18 protein-coding genes, 1 tRNA gene and 1 pseudogene are annotated in these 17041 nt (G+C 53.2%); 2 read left to right on the top strand and 18 right to left on the bottom strand.

Features of this window, described 5'->3' with window-relative positions; all coding sequences use genetic code 11:
- Positions 1-4 precede the first annotated feature (4 nt).
- From H8696_RS07360 to H8696_RS07345, 4 genes are all read right to left on the bottom strand, one after another.
- Entirely contained in the window at positions 5-985 is a 981-nt protein-coding gene (locus H8696_RS07360; protein ID WP_249316274.1) for a Gfo/Idh/MocA family protein, read from the bottom strand.
- An 89-nt stretch (positions 986-1074) separates the two neighbouring features.
- Positions 1075-2067 carry a LacI family DNA-binding transcriptional regulator gene (locus H8696_RS07355; protein WP_249316273.1) on the bottom strand — a complete coding sequence of 331 codons (993 nt, stop codon included), beginning with the start codon at positions 2065-2067 and terminating at the stop codon, positions 1075-1077.
- A gap of 69 nt (positions 2068-2136) precedes the next feature.
- Positions 2137-2227: transfer RNA gene (locus tag H8696_RS07350), tRNA-Ser, on the bottom strand.
- A gap of 65 nt (positions 2228-2292) precedes the next feature.
- Entirely contained in the window at positions 2293-2790 is a 498-nt protein-coding gene (locus H8696_RS07345) for an amidase domain-containing protein (RefSeq protein ID WP_249316272.1), read from the bottom strand.
- A gap of 103 nt (positions 2791-2893) precedes the next feature.
- Here H8696_RS07345 and H8696_RS07340 point away from each other — a divergent pair, with 103 nt between their 5' ends.
- Entirely contained in the window at positions 2894-3835 is a 942-nt protein-coding gene (locus H8696_RS07340; protein WP_249316271.1) for a zinc dependent phospholipase C family protein, read from the top strand.
- Between the two features lie 34 nt (positions 3836-3869).
- Here the strand turns inward: H8696_RS07340 and H8696_RS07335 are convergent.
- The 4 genes and pseudogenes from H8696_RS07335 to H8696_RS07320 form a co-directional block, all read right to left on the bottom strand.
- A pseudogene (locus H8696_RS07335) lies at positions 3870-4121 on the bottom strand (GNAT family N-acetyltransferase); the annotation flags it as partial.
- 64 nt (positions 4122-4185) lie between these two features.
- Complete coding sequence (locus H8696_RS07330) at positions 4186-4914, bottom strand: hypothetical protein (RefSeq protein ID WP_249316269.1); 729 nt, start codon at positions 4912-4914, stop codon at positions 4186-4188.
- 118 nt (positions 4915-5032) lie between these two features.
- Positions 5033-6505 (bottom strand): cardiolipin synthase, encoded by a 1473-nt coding sequence (gene cls / locus H8696_RS07325; RefSeq protein ID WP_249316268.1) that lies wholly within the window; start codon positions 6503-6505, stop codon positions 5033-5035.
- A 63-nt stretch (positions 6506-6568) separates the two neighbouring features.
- Positions 6569-6937 carry a hypothetical protein gene (locus tag H8696_RS07320; protein WP_249316267.1) on the bottom strand — a complete coding sequence of 123 codons (369 nt, stop codon included), beginning with the start codon at positions 6935-6937 and terminating at the stop codon, positions 6569-6571.
- A 250-nt stretch (positions 6938-7187) separates the two neighbouring features.
- On the opposite strand from H8696_RS07320, the gene H8696_RS07315 reads away from it, so the two are divergent.
- On the top strand, positions 7188-7679 hold the full coding sequence (locus H8696_RS07315; protein WP_249316266.1) for a hypothetical protein: 492 nt from the start codon (positions 7188-7190) through the stop codon (positions 7677-7679).
- Between the two features lie 37 nt (positions 7680-7716).
- On the opposite strand, the gene dcd is transcribed toward H8696_RS07315, so the two are convergent.
- From dcd to H8696_RS07265, 10 genes are all read right to left on the bottom strand, one after another.
- Positions 7717-8238, bottom strand: a complete 522-nt coding sequence (gene dcd, locus H8696_RS07310; RefSeq protein ID WP_249316265.1) for a dCTP deaminase — start codon at positions 8236-8238, stop codon at positions 7717-7719.
- A 17-nt stretch (positions 8239-8255) separates the two neighbouring features.
- Positions 8256-9635 (bottom strand): alpha/beta fold hydrolase, encoded by a 1380-nt coding sequence (locus H8696_RS07305; protein WP_249316264.1) that lies wholly within the window; start codon positions 9633-9635, stop codon positions 8256-8258.
- 97 nt (positions 9636-9732) lie between these two features.
- Entirely contained in the window at positions 9733-10602 is an 870-nt protein-coding gene (locus H8696_RS07300) for a sugar phosphate isomerase/epimerase family protein (protein ID WP_249316357.1), read from the bottom strand.
- Positions 10603-10641: 39 nt separating this feature from the next.
- On the bottom strand, positions 10642-11514 hold the full coding sequence (locus H8696_RS07295; RefSeq protein WP_249316356.1) for a sugar phosphate isomerase/epimerase family protein: 873 nt from the start codon (positions 11512-11514) through the stop codon (positions 10642-10644).
- 39 nt (positions 11515-11553) lie between these two features.
- The gene (locus tag H8696_RS07290) at positions 11554-12429 is read right to left on the bottom strand and encodes a sugar phosphate isomerase/epimerase family protein (RefSeq protein WP_249316263.1); all 876 of its coding nucleotides are present in this window, start codon (positions 12427-12429) and stop codon (positions 11554-11556) included.
- Between the two features lie 100 nt (positions 12430-12529).
- Entirely contained in the window at positions 12530-13375 is an 846-nt protein-coding gene (locus H8696_RS07285; RefSeq protein ID WP_249316262.1) for a sugar phosphate isomerase/epimerase family protein, read from the bottom strand.
- Positions 13376-13474: 99 nt separating this feature from the next.
- Complete coding sequence (locus H8696_RS07280; RefSeq protein WP_249316261.1) at positions 13475-14335, bottom strand: sugar phosphate isomerase/epimerase family protein; 861 nt, start codon at positions 14333-14335, stop codon at positions 13475-13477.
- A gap of 25 nt (positions 14336-14360) precedes the next feature.
- Positions 14361-15215, bottom strand: coding sequence for a sugar phosphate isomerase/epimerase family protein (locus H8696_RS07275; protein ID WP_249316260.1), 855 nt, complete (start codon positions 15213-15215; stop codon positions 14361-14363).
- Between the two features lie 66 nt (positions 15216-15281).
- Complete coding sequence (locus H8696_RS07270) at positions 15282-16139, bottom strand: sugar phosphate isomerase/epimerase family protein (protein WP_249316259.1); 858 nt, start codon at positions 16137-16139, stop codon at positions 15282-15284.
- A 27-nt stretch (positions 16140-16166) separates the two neighbouring features.
- Positions 16167-17024 (bottom strand): sugar phosphate isomerase/epimerase family protein, encoded by an 858-nt coding sequence (locus H8696_RS07265; RefSeq protein WP_249316258.1) that lies wholly within the window; start codon positions 17022-17024, stop codon positions 16167-16169.
- Positions 17025-17041 lie beyond the last annotated feature (17 nt).

Raw genomic sequence — 17041 nt, 5'->3', positions numbered from 1 at the left:
TCCTTTATTGAAAACGGATGCCCGCTTGATCCCGCATGCGTTCCAGGGTACGGCTTACCCGAAGAGCAAGCTCCTGGACATAGGCGTATTCCTCGGTCCAGCGATCAGGCTCCAGAATATAGTTGCGGAAATCGGCGGCCTCGCCCTTCATCAGCACCGGTTTCTCGTCCTCACCATAGATGGGCTCCGTGTGCCCGTCGTTGTAAACGATCTTCATATTGGTTAGCTTGGAGATGGAATCGATGACGAGGGTGCCCTCATCCCCAAGAATTTCTGTGCCCAGCCGGCTTTGACCGATCTTGGAGCAGCTGATGTTTACCTGCAGATCGGGATAGATGAATACGCTGTTCAAATAACCATCGGAACCGGTACGGAGCAGCCCCGCTGTGGTGATGATTTCCTCGGGCTGGCCAAAGAGATGAAGAGCCGGATATACGCAGTAAACGCCAAGATCCATAAGGCAGCCGGTGGCCAGCTTGGGGTTGAAGATATTGGGCATTTCACCGGCGAGATAGGCTGGATACTTGGAGGAGCGCTGGGAGAAATCGAACCGTGCCGTGTGCACCGCACCGATCCTGGGTAGGGCTGCCTCCAACAGCTTAAGCTGGGGCATGTGGAGCATCATGATGGCTTCGAGATAGATAAGATTCTTGGAACGGGCGAGGGCCATGAGTTCCTCCGCCTGCTGGGAGTTGGCGGTGAGAGGTTTTTCACAAAGCACATGCTTGCCCGCCTCCAAAAAGAGCCTGCTGTGAGCGTAGTGGAGAGCGTTGGGGCTTGCAATATATACGGCGTCGATCTCCGGCGAGGCGGCCATAGCCTCAAGATCGCTGAAAGCAAGAGCGGCGCCCATGTCCTTGGCAAAGGCCTGGGCCTTCTCCTGGGTTCGGGAATAGACCGCATGAAGCTCAAAATCTTCGATGAGTCGGGTGCCTTCGATGAAGGATTGGGTGATCCAGCCGGTGCCGATGGTGCCGTATCGCATGATGCTCCTCCTTGATGAATGAAATTATTCTTATTATAGCAGTTTTGGCAAACGGGGGAAATAAAAAAGCCGGGAAATCCCGGCATAGATTAACGCAGATTGAGAGGCGTGGAGCTTCGGACGATGAGCTCGGTGTCCAGCACAATCTGCTTGGCGCCGGTTCCAGGATAATCGATCCGCTCCAACAGAAGTTCGCAGGCCTGGAAACCCAGCTCAAAGATGGGCTGGGAAACAGCGGTGATGGGAGGATCGGTCAAAAGGCAGATTTCCGTGTTATCAAAGCCGATAACGGCAACATCCTCCGGCACCCGGAGCCCCGCCTGCCTGGCGGCCTGAATGGTGCCCGCGGCATACATATCGGAGACGGCGAACACGGCATTGGGGTAGTCGGGCTGCTGAAAAAGATGCAGCATGTTGGAGGCCGCAATATTGAAGTTGATGGTGGACAACCGGACCACCCAGGATTCATTGACGGGAAGACCGGCATCGGACATGGCCTGACGGAATCCCGCTTCCCGCTGCTGGGAATAATTGAACTGGGGGGAGCTGTTGAGAAGCGCCACCTTCTTGCGGTTGCAGGAGATGAGATATTCGGTGGCGCGCTTGGCAGCACTGAAGTTATCGGTGCACACTGAGGAGACCGAAGGGTATTTGCTTACGCCGGAGCAGACCACCACGGGATAGCGGTTCAGCACTTCATCGATGATGGTGGATTGAGTGCTGGAGGTCAAGACGATGATGCCGGTAACAAAATCGTGTTTGAGCAGCCTTTGATAATCGTTTTGGGTGTCCTGCAGGATGAGAACCTGGTAACCGGCCGCCTGCGCGGACTTTTGGATGCCTTCGAAGGCGGATGCGTTAAAGGGATTCTGAAAGTCGGGCATATAGACCAGGATGGTCTTGGCATCCCGATTGGAGCCCTGTCCCGTCTTGGGCTGAAAATTATATTCATCCATAATTTGCAGCACTTTCTGGCGGGTACTTTCCTTCACCGGCCCCTTGTGATTGATGATCCGCGATACGGTGGCGATGGATACATTCGCCTTTTCCGCAATCTGTTGAATCGTTATTTTCTCATCCATGATTTTACCGCCCTGCTCCTCCGTCATAGTAAATATCGCGCTCACCTGGATGAGCGCGATCAATCTTGCTGGCGGAGAGACGGGGATTTGAACCCCGGTACGGGTATTAGCCGTAACACGATTTCCAATCGTGCGCCTTAAGCCACTCAGCCATCTCTCCATAGGTGTCTATTTAATTGTGATCCAAGGAACGCTTGATTATTATACAATTTTTTGGACACCCCGTCAAGCTTTGCGGACACCAAGAATATGTAAAAAACGCACAGCAGCGTAAGGATAGGTGGATAATGGACGATAATCGGTATCGTAGGTGTGGGCGGCCACCAACAGCTCATCCAAATACCGGGCGCTCCGCACGATGACCGGTGAGTGCTGAAAGCCTTCGCCGTCAAAGGAAAGTTGGGCAATATCGCCGGACTCGGCGGCGCCAGGATCCACTTCCTCGGCAAAAGGTCCCGGCCCGGCCGTGTTGCCTGTCAGGAAGCGATGCAGCTCCTCCACGCCGGTCCAGGCGGGGGCGCGCTTATTTAAAGAGACATAGAACCAGCCGTGGTCGTTTGACGCATAGTTCATGATGCCGCATCCGGCGTACAGCGTTTGGGAAGCATAATTGGTGCAGTCACCCCCAAGGTCGTCGAAGTTATAGTACCGGGGATTGCGGGCAAAAGCCCAGCGGTGAGCATAGGCGACGGCACTTTGACGGTCATAGGGTACGATTGTCATGATTCTCCCTCCTTCGACCTATTCTATGCGGCGGGAGAGGAAAGGTTCGCCTTGCGGGAATGTACGGGATGGGGTATGCTGTTGACGAAGGAGGAATACGAAAATGCCTTATGTCTATGCCCACTACGATATGGGTCAAAGGACGTTAAAACGGCTGGGGGCCGACCTCCAGGAGAAGATCGGACGCCATCCCCAGGCCTTTATTTTGGGCTGCATGGGGCCCGACCCCTTTTTCTTCTATCACCTGCCCAGCCTGTTGCCTCACAAGACTTACGGCGGTTTTGGCAGTCGTCTGCACGATCAAAAGGTGGGGGATACCATGCGGGCGCTGGTTCATGGCGTGATGCAGGAGGGCAGCGGCGTATGGTTCTCCTATGCGGCCGGCTTTTTGTGCCACTATGGATTGGATTGTGCCGCCCACCCCTACATCTTCTATGAGGCGGGCAGCGGCATGAATCACACCTATTTTGAGTGCAATCTGGACGCCCAGCTGATGGAGCACAATGGCGTCAAGGCGGCCGATCTGCCTCAGTACCGGATCATCTCCATCGGGCAGGAGGAAGGGGAGGCCCTGGGCCGTCTCTACAGGGAATATGTGGGCCCGGCGCATGGTGTGGAAATGAAAGTGCAGGACTATCCAAGAGCCGTTCAAGATTTTTCAAGGGTGCTCCGCATCTTCTACAACCCTACGGGCCGCAAGGAAAGGATCTTTGAGAGCATCCAAAAGACACTGCACATACCCCGGTACCTGACCTTTAACGTGTTTCCCTTAAAGGCCGGATTTGACGCCATGAACCTTCAGGGAGAGGCCTGGAGCCTGCCCTGGAGCGATGAAATTCATCATGAAACCTTCCTTGATATGATGCAGGCCGGCGTGAAGGACGCGGCGGAGATGATCGAAAGCCTTGGCTCCGCGGTCAGCACTGGAAATGCGGAGCCGGCGTTGAAGCGGATCGGGGAACGGAACTTCAGCACGGGACAGCCTTGGCAGCTGAAGCTGCCCTTTATCTACCGCCGGGAGCCCCCGAGGTTTCCAAAACGATAATCAAAAAAGATGCCGGCCATGGCCAGCATCTTTTTTATGTATGTTTTTGTGATAAAAGCAGGGTCAAGCGGTCGTTGACCACCGTTTCCCGGCCGGTGTTTCGATAGCCCATCTTCTCGTAGATATGACGGTTGACGGCCTCCGCCTTGGGAACTTTGAGCCGGATATCCGGGCGTTCCTTTTCCAAGCGTTCCAAAAGCATTTGAGCGAGGCCGCGGCCTTGAAAATCGGGGTCCATGTAAACGGCGGACATACACATTTCTGAAATGTCAGGCCGGAGAGTGGTTGCGTAAAGGTTTGCAGAGCAAGCTGTTCAGCCGCATCGGCAAGGGTCATCCGCTCGACGGCAATCATTTTGAGCGTTTAACCTTTTTGGGCGACTTCAGTTCTTCCGGCTGGAAATGGCCGGCGTAGCACAGGGTCAACCAGCTGATGATGAAGGGCAATGCCACGCCCATGATCACAATATCAAAGCCAGTGCTAAGGCCCCAGTAGGTCCAAAAGACCGGTCCCTGCTCCACCTGGCGGGTGAGAAACAAGGTGAGAGCACTGTTGAGTACGGGCATGAAAGCCGCCCACACGGTGAGGGGCAGCAGCAGCGCCGCCTGACGCCAGTACTGCTTCTTCGCGATGGCGAAGCTTTTGACAATGGAATTGCTTCGCTTGCCCCGATGGATACGGGAGGGGAAGGCCATGCTGAGAGGGCTGACAATCAGGGCGGGCACAATGAACATGGTCAATAGGATGACCAGATACACGGAAAGATTCGAGGAGAAGAACTGCTCCACCACGTTGGTGTTGGAGAAGCCCAGAGCATAGGCCAGCACATAGAACACTGCAAACCCGATGACGGCACAGCACATGATGCCAAGAACCAGCAGCACGGAAGGGATGGCGTTGGCACCAAGGCCGTCCACGAACCAGCCCTTGCGGTCTTCCTCCCGGATGTGGCGCCACAAAAGCTCGGTCATGCCTGCAATGCCGGCGGCATAGCCGATGGTTCTTAAAAACTGGACCAAACCCACGATCTCCTCCCGGGTGCCCAGGAAATAGAACAGCAGGCAAAATCCCGCGAACAACAGGGATACCCCCAAGAAAGGAAGGAATATGATGGGGTTGCTCCGGCAAAAATGCCAGGTTTTCTTCCAGGTGCTCATTTCTTCATTCTCCATTCGTACATATTCTTCAATACTTCGCTCAAAGGATGGGCGAGAACAAAAGCAATACCGATTCCAATGCTGTGGTAAACCAGCCACGATTATTATACCATTCCCGGGTGACCAATGTGGAGTGTTTCATATCGTTAAAAAAGATTTCTTCATTCCGGCGGGCCAATTCATGATCATAGAAGAAGGAATTGACTTCAAAATGGAGAGCAAAGGAACGGATATCCAGGTTGGTGGTGCCGATGGTGGACCACAGTCCATCCACCACGATGCTCTTGGAATGAATGAACCCATGATAGAGGTACACCTTGACCCCCATTTTGAGCAGCTTGTCCACATAGGCCATGTTGCCATGATAGGCATAGGCTTTGTCCCAAACGCCGGGTAACATAATCCGGACATCCACTCCCGAACCAATGGCCATCTCGACGGCCTCCAGGAAGGGATCGTCGGGAATAAAATAGGGGGATTGGAGATATATATGGTCCTTGGCAAGGCTTAAGAGCTTGATCATGGAAAGCTCAATATCGTTGGACTCGTCATCAGGACCGGATTCCACCACCTGAACGCCGATGGTCCCGGCGGAAATGGGGCCGGGGAAGAATTTATCCAGCTGCCTGGCGGAAAGCTTCTCCTTGGAGGCATATTGCCAATCGGACAGGAAGATGCCCTGATAGGTCTCCACGCACGATCCCTCAAGACGGATATGGGTGTCCCGCCATGGGTGCACCCGGGGGTGAAGCCCCTTGTACTCATCCCCCACATTCATGCCGCCAGTGTAGCAGGTTTGTCCGTCGATGACCACAATCTTGCGATGATTTCGATAATTGAGGCGGAGGGTTACAAACTTGAGGCCAAAGGCTGCGGGAAAGAACAGGCAGACTTTGCCGCCCGCCTTCTTCAGCCGATTGAAGATCCGCTTTCGGATAAAGGCATTGCCCACGGCATCGTACATGAGACGGACTTCCACGCCCTCCCGGGCCTTCTGGCACAGAATATCCAGGATTCGCTCGCCCGTCTCATCCCCGCGGAAGATGAAGTAGCACATGTTGATGGTGTGCTTTGCCGCCAAAAGATCCCGCTCCAGTGCCTCGAATTTGTCCACGCCGTGGGTGAAGATCTCCACCTTATTGTTCTGGGTGTACAGGCTTCGATTGTGCAGCAGGTTGAAGTGAACAAGCTCATTGTTTTGGTAGAGAGCGGGCTCGTGGTAACGGATGTGGCCGCTTTTCAGGGCCTCGATCTGCTTTTTCACCCCTTGTGTGTAGACGACGCTCTTGATCTTCTTCTCTTCAAGCTGCTTTCGGGTGATCGGCCCCAGGCCTGCGCCCAGAAAGATATAGAGAAGAAAGCCAATCCAAGGCAAAAAGGTCATGACCACGGTCCAAGTGATGGTGTGACCCGGGCTTGAACGTTCATAAAAGATCATAACCAGGATGAATACCAGATTGCTGAGCAAAATGATATTGATAATCCAGTTCCAATTCCACCAACTAAACTCCATGGTAACTCACATACTCCCTGAATAAAAAAGCCGCAGTCGGTGCTGTGCGCTTTTTAAATGGTTCTATTTCTTTTTTGTATCGACCGGGACTTCAGTTCCCCGATCATCCAGGTCATATCCTGTGTTGGGTTCGGCACAGGCATACCAAATTCCTTCCACATCCCGCTGATAACTTATCGATTGCGTCGTTTTAACCGGCGAGGCCACCAGTCTTGCACAAAGGGGCAAAACCTCTTGAATCCGCTTAAAGGTGGGCAAAAGATTCAGCGCCAAGTCCACCTCGTCTGAAGATATTCCCTCATTGATCTTAAAATCATCCTTCAAGATTTCAACGATCGTGATGAGCTGATCATCGCTCAAGGGACCCAATTGCGGTTCCAGCCAGTCTCTCAAAGTATGCAAATTCAAAGTATTAGGACTGCTTTTTTTCAAATGATCACCACCGCGAACTTATTTGTCTCATTTTCGAATTCTCCAGGTTGTGCCGCTGCGTTCGACAGCAACCGTCCGAATACGTCTCCTCTCTACTCAACATAATACATTATAACCTATTTCGTAGCGAAACACAAAACATTGGCGCAAATTGAATACGAGGGCGTAAAGCGGCGGCCAACAAAGAAAGTTGGTTATTTATTAGATATGTGGTAAACTATCTTTAAATACATGGTTTTGAGGTGAAAATATGGCCATTTTAAATGATCAATCCATGAGCAAGCTCATTCGTCAGGCCTTTGACCGAGATCTCAGCGAGGTCAGTGCAGCTTACTGTGCCTATATGGGCACCGAATGGACCTTCGATAAGTCGCTGCCCGTCATTCCTCAAGGCGTGCAAAAGGGAACATTGGCGCCCATCATGGTGTATATACCCGATCATGAACCTCAGGGTATCTATCTTCTGTTGGTAAATGGTCGGCTGGAAATCAAAGAGGAACCTCTGTTTATTGCTTTTGAGGATCTCAAGGGTCGAAAGATCACGGGATTTTTCTTTGGTAGAACAGTGGCGTTCTACAACCATAATGATGAGCACCTGCGTTTCAAGCTGGATCACAGTCTGCCTGAATACAAGGGCCAGAAGGAGGCCCAGAAAGCTATCCTGAGGGCGGTTGAGAATGCGCTGCCGGAGGTAATTATCAAGCGGCGGCCCAAGGATAAGGGAAGAAAGGGCCGGAGGTAGATATGAAAAAGGACGGATATTCCGTCCTTTTTTTATGCTATTTTTCAAAATCCTTATAAAGCAGGCTGGGCTGGATGCCGGTGTTGTTTTGATATTTCCCGCTTTGATAGGGCTCGTATTCCCCTTCCAGAGTGTGATAATAGATTTGGCATATCTCCACGCCCGCATAGATGCGGATGGGCTGTACGGAATGGATTTCCAGCGTCCAGTAACCGCTAAACCCCACGTCGCCGAATCCGGCAGTGGCGTGGATAAACAGACCGAGCCGGCCTACGGAGGAGCGGCCCTCGAGCATGGGCACCAAATTGTTGGTCTTCGTGTATTCCAGCGTCCGCCCTAGATAGAGACGGTTGGGTTCCAAAATCAGTCCCTCTTCAGGGATGTTGAGGGTTTGAGTGGGCATGGGCGTTTTCATGTCCAAAACATCGGTATCATAGACCAGAAGCTGGTTGTGCAGCCGAAGATTGTAGCTGTTGGGATTGAGACGGGATTCGTCAAAGGGATCAATAACGATATCGCCGCCCATTCTTCGGAAAATTTCTTTGCCGGAAAGCATCATGGAATTGGGCTCCTTTCCTAGTGGGTATTAATGAAGTAGGCGATATCCTGAATGACGGTTTCGTCCATCTGGGAAGGCACGCTGTATTCCGCCACCGTTTTGCTGCCATTGGAGGGCATAAACAGATGATTGAGGCCGGGATAGCGCTTGGTTTCAAGGTAGGCATTGGTCTTCGCCAGATCCTCAAAAACAGTGAAATCATTCTCGGGAGAAACCTGGAAATCTTCCTCACCCTGCAGCAAAAGCACCGGCTTTTGGATATCCTTCAGGATTGCAGCGGGGAGATAGGTATCCATGTTTTTAAAATAGTAAGCACACATACCAAACAGGGTTTCTTTCTTGGCCTCCGCATCGCTCATGGCGGCCAGCTCACGCCCCTTTTCCAGTTCGGCCTGGAGCAGTTCCCGCTGTTCTCGAGTTTCCTCTTCGGAGAGGCCGTCCAGGAGCGCTAGGTTTTGCTCGTAACTGACTTCCCACATGGGCCGTGCCGGGGCAGCCAGCATGATGATGCCAGCAAAGCTGCCCTCTTCATTGATGCTCGGTGCAAGCATGGCACCCATACTGTGGCCCAGAATATAGACTCGCTCGGGATCGATGGCACCGTTTTCGCGGAGCAGCCTGGCTGCGGCAAGGGCGTCGTCCATGGTCTCCTGCTGCACGGTGAATTCCGATAGATCACTCTGCTCCAAGACATCACCATAGGTGTAGGTACGCTTATCATAGCGGAGCACGGCCATTCCCTGCTGGGCTAACCCCCAAGCCAAGTCCCGAAAGGGCTTGTTGGCGCCCACGGTTTCGTCCCGGTCGCAGGGCCCGGAGCCATGAACGAGGATCACGGCGGGTAGCGGGGACATGGCGTCCTTGGGCAGGGTGAGGGTGCCCTCAAGGGGATAGTCGGGATCGGCGGAGAGGGTCACGCCTTGCTCCTGCAGGGTGTCTGGCAGGACCGCATCGATGGGCGTGGCTTCAGGGGTCTGAGAGACGCTGATGTAAATCATGGTCAGTGCGTTATTCTCGGTGAAACCCAGCTGCAGCAAAAGGGTTCCAGCCCCACATTCGATAGGTGTCTCACTGAACCAGCCCTTTGCGGTTTCTGTGACCGTCGTCTCGCCAAAGGCCTTGAAGCCACCCATGGAATCCAGGGAGTCTTGCCAGCCTTCAGCCAGGTCGGCGTCAGTGAGCTGGTCCGTGAGACTTTCATCCAGCCGCTGGGTTACGGCAGCATAGTCTCCCCGGGAGAGCTCATCGCAGATGGTTTGGGTGAGGGAGAGCAGTTCCGCTTCCCGCTGGGAGGCGCTCTCCGGCGTGGCCGGAGCCTGGGATGGGTCGGGGGACCCGCAGCCGCCCAACAGGGTGGCCATAAGGCATAGACAAAGCAGCGCTGCGAACTTTTTCAATCCAATCACCTCCGGCACAGTGTATCATAGTTTGAGGGGAGCGTAAAGAAAAGGACCCGTCCAAGACGGGTCCTCCACCGTTAAGATTTTATAAAATTTACGCCCACTCAATGCCGTTGAACTTGTGGAATGCGTCCATGCTGCGTTTGATGGACTCCAGCTCAGGCAGCTGGGTGAAGTCCTGCTCCAGCACGATGTACTCCTGATGGGGCGCATCGGAAGCGGCATTAATGATGTCCTGAATGGGCAGAATGCCGGTGCCGATCTCGGTGAAGCACAGAGGGTCCTTGGTATCCCGGAAGATCTCGCGGGTGACCTCCTTGCCATGATCCACGATACCATCATACATGTTGATGGGCTGGGGAGCATTCTCCGGGAAGTCCTTCTGATGAATAAGTACCAGGCGATCCTTGTACTTCTTGATGTAATCGATGGGGTTCACACCGCCGCGGAAGAACCAGTAGGTATCCAGTTCACAGAACACCAGGCTGGGATCGGTGTTTTCCATGACCATCTCATAGATGGTGGGGCCGCCCTCTTCAAAGCGCTGGCACTCCATGTAGTGGTTGTGGTAGTAGTAGCGCATACCGCGCTCCTTGCACATCTCGCCAACCTTGTTGAAAAGATCACAGCGGCGCTTCAAATAATCCATATCCTTGTAGGGATAGAATTCGGTGTCGCAGCCGATCTGCTTGTTGCCCAGCTCCTGGTGATAATCCAGCACTGCGGGCAGGCGCTCCAGCTTCAGGGGGTTGATGTGGGAACCAACGATGGACATGCCAAGATCGGCCAGGCTCTTGCGCAGCTTGTCAGCAGGTACGCCAAAACCCACGCCGTCATCGTTGTCCGCGTCATGGTTGGCAGCCTCAAGATATTTGAAACCGATGTCTGCCACCTTTGCCAGGGTGCCGTAGGGATCCTCCGCCAGCGCGTTGCGCACGGAATACAGCTGAATGCCAACTTTCATTGCCAAGGGTATCGCATCCTTTCTATGTATAAAATATTTTTAAGCCCACTCGATGCCTTTGAACTTGTGGAATGCGTCCATACTGCGGTTGATGGACTCGATCTCGGTCAGCTGGGTGGAATCCTGCTCCAGAATGATGTACTGGCAGTTCGGAGCTTCGCCGGCCGCATCGATGAAATCCTGGATGGGCAGAATGCCGGTGCCGATTTCGGTGAAGCAGCGAGGATTTTTGGTTGCACCAAAGACGACCCGATCCAGATTGGATGTGGGATTGAGAACGCCGTCGTACATGTTGATGGGCTGGGGCGCCTGGGAGGGGAAATCCTTCTGGTGCAGGAGAAGCAGACGGTCCTTGTACTTTTTGATATACTCCACCGCACTCTGGCCGCCGCGGGTCACCCAGTAGGTGTCCAGTTCCAGAAACACCAGCTCGGGATCGGTGTTCTCCATGATGATGTCCTCGATGCACTTGTTCTCGGGACCAAATTTCTGGAACTCCATGTAATGGTTATGATAGTAGGATTTCATGCCGTGCTTTTTCAACACGGCGCCGATTTTGTTGTAATCGTCGCAGCGGCGCATCACATAGTCCATATCCTGGTAAGGATACCATTCGATGTTGGCGCAGTTGGCCTGCTTCACGCCAAGCTCGGCCAGGTAGTCCAGCGTGGCATCGATGCCATCCTCGCTGATGGGGCTGAAATGCGCGCCGATCACCTGCATATCGAGATCATCCAGAATCTTCTTCATCTCCTGGACGGGGATGGGGAAACCGATGCCGGGATGTTCGGTGATGTCATGGTTGGCGGTCTCCAGATATTTGAAACCGGCAGCGGCCACTTTCTTCAGAGTGTCCATGGGATCCTTCTTTAAGGATTCACGAACGGAATAGAGCTGAATGCCAACTTTCATTGCCAAGGGTATCGCATCCTTTCTATGTATAAAATATTTTTAAGCCCACTCGATGCCTTTGAACTTGTGGAATGCGTCCATACTGCGGTTGATGGACTCGATCTCGGTCAGCTGGGTGGAATCCTGCTCCAGAATGATGTATTCCAGGTTCGGGCAGTCCTGAGCGGTATCGATGATGTCCTGGATGGGGAGAATGCCGGTGCCAATTTCGGTAAAACACAGAGGATTCTTCACGGCGCCGAACACCGTCATATCGATGTTGGCGTTGGTGTTCAGGATGCCGTCGTACACATCGATAGGCTGGGGAGCCTCGGAGGGGAAATCCTTTTGATGGAGCAGCACCAGGCGATCCTTGTATTTTTGAATGTACTCGATGGGATTCTGGCCGCCGCGGAAGACCCAATAGGTGTCCAGCTCCAGGAAGACTTTGCCAGGATCGGTGTTCTCCATGATGATGTCCTCGACGCACTTGTTCTCGGGACCGAACTTCTGGAACTCCATGTAGTGGTTGTGGTAATAAAAACGCATACCACGCTCCTGGCACAGTTCACCCACCTTATTGAACAGCTCGCAACGGCGCATCACATAGTCCATATCCTGATAGGGAAAGAACTCAATATCGCAGCCAATTTGCTTGTTGCCCAGCTCCTGATGGTAATCCAGCACCGCGGGGATGCGGGCCGGATCCAGAGGATTGATATGGGAGCCCACGATGGACATACCAAGATCGGCAAGGCTCTTTTTAAGAGCGTCGGCAGGCACGCCAAAACCCACACCGTCATCGTTGGCGGCGTCATGATTAGCAGCCTCGAGATATTTGAAGCCTGCTTCGGCGACCTTGGCCAAAGTGCCATAGGGGTCGGCCTTTAAGGATTCGCGAACGGAATAGAGTTGTATACCAACTTTGAGTGCCAAGGGTATCGCTTCCTTTCCAATCTATATTCTTAAGATAAATATTCGGGGGCCAAAAGCAAACTCCTTTCGCCTCCCGCACACAATTTTATAAGAGGACAGCCTAAGCCCATTCGATGCCGCTGAACTTTTTGAAGGATTCCATGCTGGTCTTGATGGACTCAATTTCGCTGGACATCTTGGTGTGGTCCTGTTCGAGGAAGATGTACTCCACACCCACTTTGTTGCCGGCGTTGATGTAATCCTGAATGGGCAGAATGCCGGTGCCGATCTCGGTGAATACATCGTTGCTCAGGGGGGCGTCAAACTTTTCCAAAGAGGACAGGTCGGCGTCGGGCGCCACCAGTCCATCAAAAACGTTGATGGGCTCCCGCACATCCTTGGAGAAATCCTTTTGATGCAGAAGAATTAGACGGCGGCCCAGTTTTTCCATGAGCGCCACGGGATCAACGCCGCCGCGGGCGGCCCAGAAAGAATCCACTTCAAAATAAAGCTGCGTATTATCATAGATATAATCCAGCACCGTTTGTCCTTCAAACTTCTGGAATTCTTGATAGTGGTTGTGATAGTAGAGCTGGAAGCCCCGGGCCTTGCACTGCTCATCGGCGAGGTTGAAGCCGTCGCACTGACGCTTCACGTCGTCCAGGTCCTTGAAAAAGGGCATAGGAATGCCGATGCGCTTGCAGCCGATCGCCTCGAAGTAGTCCAGAATGGGCTGAAGATTGTCCAGGGGATCCATGTGAGCGCCCACAACCTTAGCCCCACTGTCATCCAGGATTTTGTTCATCTCTCTGGGCGATACGCCAAAGCCGGTGCCGGGATCCTTGTCAGCATTGTAGTTGGCGGTCTCAAGATATTTGTAACCGCAATCCACAACCTGCCTCAAGGTGGCAATGGGGTCCTTGGCCATGGCGTTCCGCACGGAATAGAGCTGAATACCAACTTTCATACACGTAATCCTCCTTGTCTATTTCTATGGGGTTCATGAAAGCTATTCGTGATACGATTTCTAAATCCTGCTAACCTGTCTGTTTTGATACAAAATGATTTATTCCCATTCAATGCCGCTGAACTTATGGAAGGCTTCCATGCTGATACGAATGGACTCCAGCTCATCAATGGCACAAAGATCCTGCTCGAGGAGGATATAGGGGATGCCCGCCTTGTTACCGGCATCGATGTAGTCCTGGATGGGTAGAACGCCATTGCCCACTTCAGCGAAATGATGCACCTTGCGGACTTCGGAGTGAAGTTTTCCGGTCAAAACGCTGTTGGGGTCTATAAACTCAAACATGTTGAGGGGCTCACCTGCATCCTTGGAGAAATCCTTTTGATGGAGCATGATCAGGCGGTCCTTATACTGATCGATGAGCTTCACGGGATCCATGCCGCCCCGGGCAGCCCAGTAGTTATCCAGTTCGAAAGCGACCAATTCGGGATCAGTGCTGTCCAGAATGATATCCATCACGTACTTGCCGTCAAACTTCTGAAATTCATGCCAATGGCTGTGATAGTAGAACTGCATGTCATAGGCCTTGGCCAGCCGGCCCGCCTCATTGTACACGGCGCACCATTTGTCCAGCTCGTCACGATTGGCGAAGAAGCTGCCCGTCCAGCCGATGTTGGGGCACTCCAGCTCCTTGAAGTAGTCGAGAGCCTCCTTGTAGTTGTCGCCATAGATGGGATTGATATGGCAGCCTACGAGCTTGACGCCGTAATCGTTCAGAAGCTTTTTGACCTCCTTGGCAGGCAGTGCGCCAAGGCCGAACTTCATTTCCGGCAGATAGGGGACCTGGGCGGGTTCCCAGTACTTGTAGCCAAGATCGGCCACCTTCTTCAAAATGCCCAGGGGGTTGGGGTCGTTGTTGATGGTGTTCTTAACGGAATACAGCTGAATACCAACTTTCATTGCAGTTCCTCCTTTTATTATGTCGTTACGCCCATTCGATGCCGCTGAACTTGCGGAAGGCGTTCATGCTAATTTGGATGGAATCGATCTCGTCCAGGAAGGTGAAATCCTGCTCGAGCAGAATATAAGGTACGCCCACCGCATTGCCGGCGTCAATGATGGATTGAATATCCATGGTTCCCGTGCCCACTTCCGCGAAGCTGGTGTCCTTTCGAGCATTCTGGTAAACGTTCCTATCAATGCGCTTTTGGGGATCCACCGCTTTTTCGAACAAATTGATGGGTTCGCCGGCGGTCTTCGAGAAGTCCTTTTGATGGAGCAGGATGAGGCGGTCCTTGTATTTGTGGATGAGCTCCACCGGATCCATGCCACCCCGGGCCGCCCAAAAGGCGTCCAGCTCAAAGCTCACCAGCTCGGGATCGGTGTTGGCGAGCAGGATATCCATGACGTATTCGCCGTCAAACTTTTGAAACTCATGGAAGTGGTTGTGATAGTAGAAGTGCATACCCCGGGCCTTCGCAAATTCGCCCACTTCGTTGTACTTCTCGCACTTTTGCAGCAGATCATCCCTGTCATCGAAGAAATGGGCGGAAAGACCCACTCGGTCGTTGCCCAGCTCCTTATGATAATCGAACATGGCCTCCAGGGTATCCAGATTGGTCCTGGAAGCGATATGGGCGCCCACAATCTTTACGCCGTTGTCATCGATGAACTTTCTAGCTTCCTTCACAGGAATGCCAAGGCCGAAATCATCGTTTAAACCGGACAAAAGACAGGTCTCCCAATACTTGTAGCCCATGTCGGCCACCTTTTGCAGCGTGCCACGGGGATCGCGGGTCAGGCTCTCCCGCACGGAGTAGGTCTGAATGCCAACTTTCATGGTCAATGCCTCCTTAGGGTTGACGTAAGAACATCCCCGGCGAGGCCGGGGATGTCATGGGTATCCTTAAGCCCACTCGATGCCGCGGAACTTATGGAAAGCGTCCATGCTGATCTGGATGGACTCCAGCTCATCGATGGCAGTCATATCCTGCTCGAGGAGGATATAGGGTACACCGATTTTGTTGCCGGCATCGATGTAGTCCTGAATGGGGAGAACCCCATTGCCCACTTCCGCAAAGTGTTCCACGGAACGGGCGTCCTGATGAACCTGGCCCGTGAGGTTTCCATTCGGGTCAACCTTGCCCGCGAACAGATTCAGGGGCTCGCCGGCGGTCTTCGAGAAGTCCTTTTGATGGAGCATGATGATGCGGTCCTTATAACGGTCGATCATCTCCACCGGGTCCACGCCGCCCCGAGCGGCCCAGTAGTTATCCAGCTCAAAAGCCACCAGATTGGGATCGGTGTTGTTGAGGATGATATCCATCACATACTCGCCGTCGAACTTCTGGAATTCATGCCAATGGCTGTGATAATAGAACTGCATGCCCATCTCCCGGCCCATCTCGCCGGCCTTGTTGTAGATGTCGCACATGCGCATCACTTCATCGCGGTCGGGGAAAAAGTGGCCGGTGGTGCCCACCTTGGTGTTGCCGATCTCCTTATGGTAGTCATAGGCGGCCTTGAGCTTATCAAAGTCGATGTCCACGCCGAGATGGGCGCCCACGATCTGAACGCCGTTATCGGAAAGGAACTTTTTGGCTTCCTTCACAGGCAGGCCAAGACCGCTGGGATCGTCGGCCATGGTGCGGACCATGGCGGTCTCCCAGTACTTGTAGCCGATATCGGCCACCTTCTTCAGGGTGCCCATGGGATCCTTGCCCAGAGCATATTTCACGGAATACAGCTGAATGCCAACTTTCATAAAAAATCCTCCTATTGTGTTTGGCCCTTAGGACCACTCGATTCCCTTGTACTTGCGGAAGGCGTCCATGCTGATCTGCACGGATTCCATCTCATCCTTCTCGGTGAAGTCCTGCTCAAGCAGGATGTAGGGTACACCCACCTGGTTGCCGGCGTCGATGATGGCCTGAATGTCCATGATGCCCGTGCCCACTTCAGCGAAGCAGTCGGACTGGCCGCGGTGAATGGTGCCGTATACTTCGCGGGTGAAGGGTTTGTTGATATCGACAAAACCGGAGGAGTACACGCCCACCCGGCCCTCATAGGCCTTCGAAACATCCTTTTGATGGAGCAGCACCAGACGATCCTTGTAGCGGTCGATCATCTCCACCGGATCCACGTCGCCGCGGGCGGCCCAGAAGGTATCCAGCTCAAACTTCACCGTCTCGGGGTTGGTGTTGTTGAGCAGGATGTCCATCACGTACTCGCCGTCGAAATACTGGAACTCGTGGCAGTGATTGTGATAGTAGAAGACGATGCCGCGGCTGCGGCCCATCTCGCCGAACTTGTTGTACATCTCGCAGACCTTCAAAAGATCTTCTTTGTTGTCATAGAAACGGCCGGTGGTGCCGATCTGAGGAATGCCCAGCTCCGCATAGTAATCGAAAACTTCCTCCATGGGATCGTTCTCGGGATTGGTGGAAAGGTGCATGCCCACGACCTTCATATCGTTGTCTTCGAGGAACTTTTTGGCATCCTTGGCCTTGGGGAAGCCGGGCAGAGGATAGCCGTGGGTGGGCTCGGTTTCAAGATATTTGTAGCCCATCTTCGCCAGAGCCTGCAAAGTCTTGACCGGATCCTCGGTCAGGTGATTGCGAACGGAAAACAGCTGAATACCAACCTTCATTTTATAAAACCTCCTTT

Source organism: Gehongia tenuis, assembly GCF_014384795.1.
Lineage (GTDB): Bacteria > Bacillota > Clostridia > Christensenellales > NSJ-53 > Gehongia > Gehongia tenuis.
Note: the sequence above shows the minus strand (reverse complement) of the source record. Positions and strands in the feature narration are given on the sequence as shown.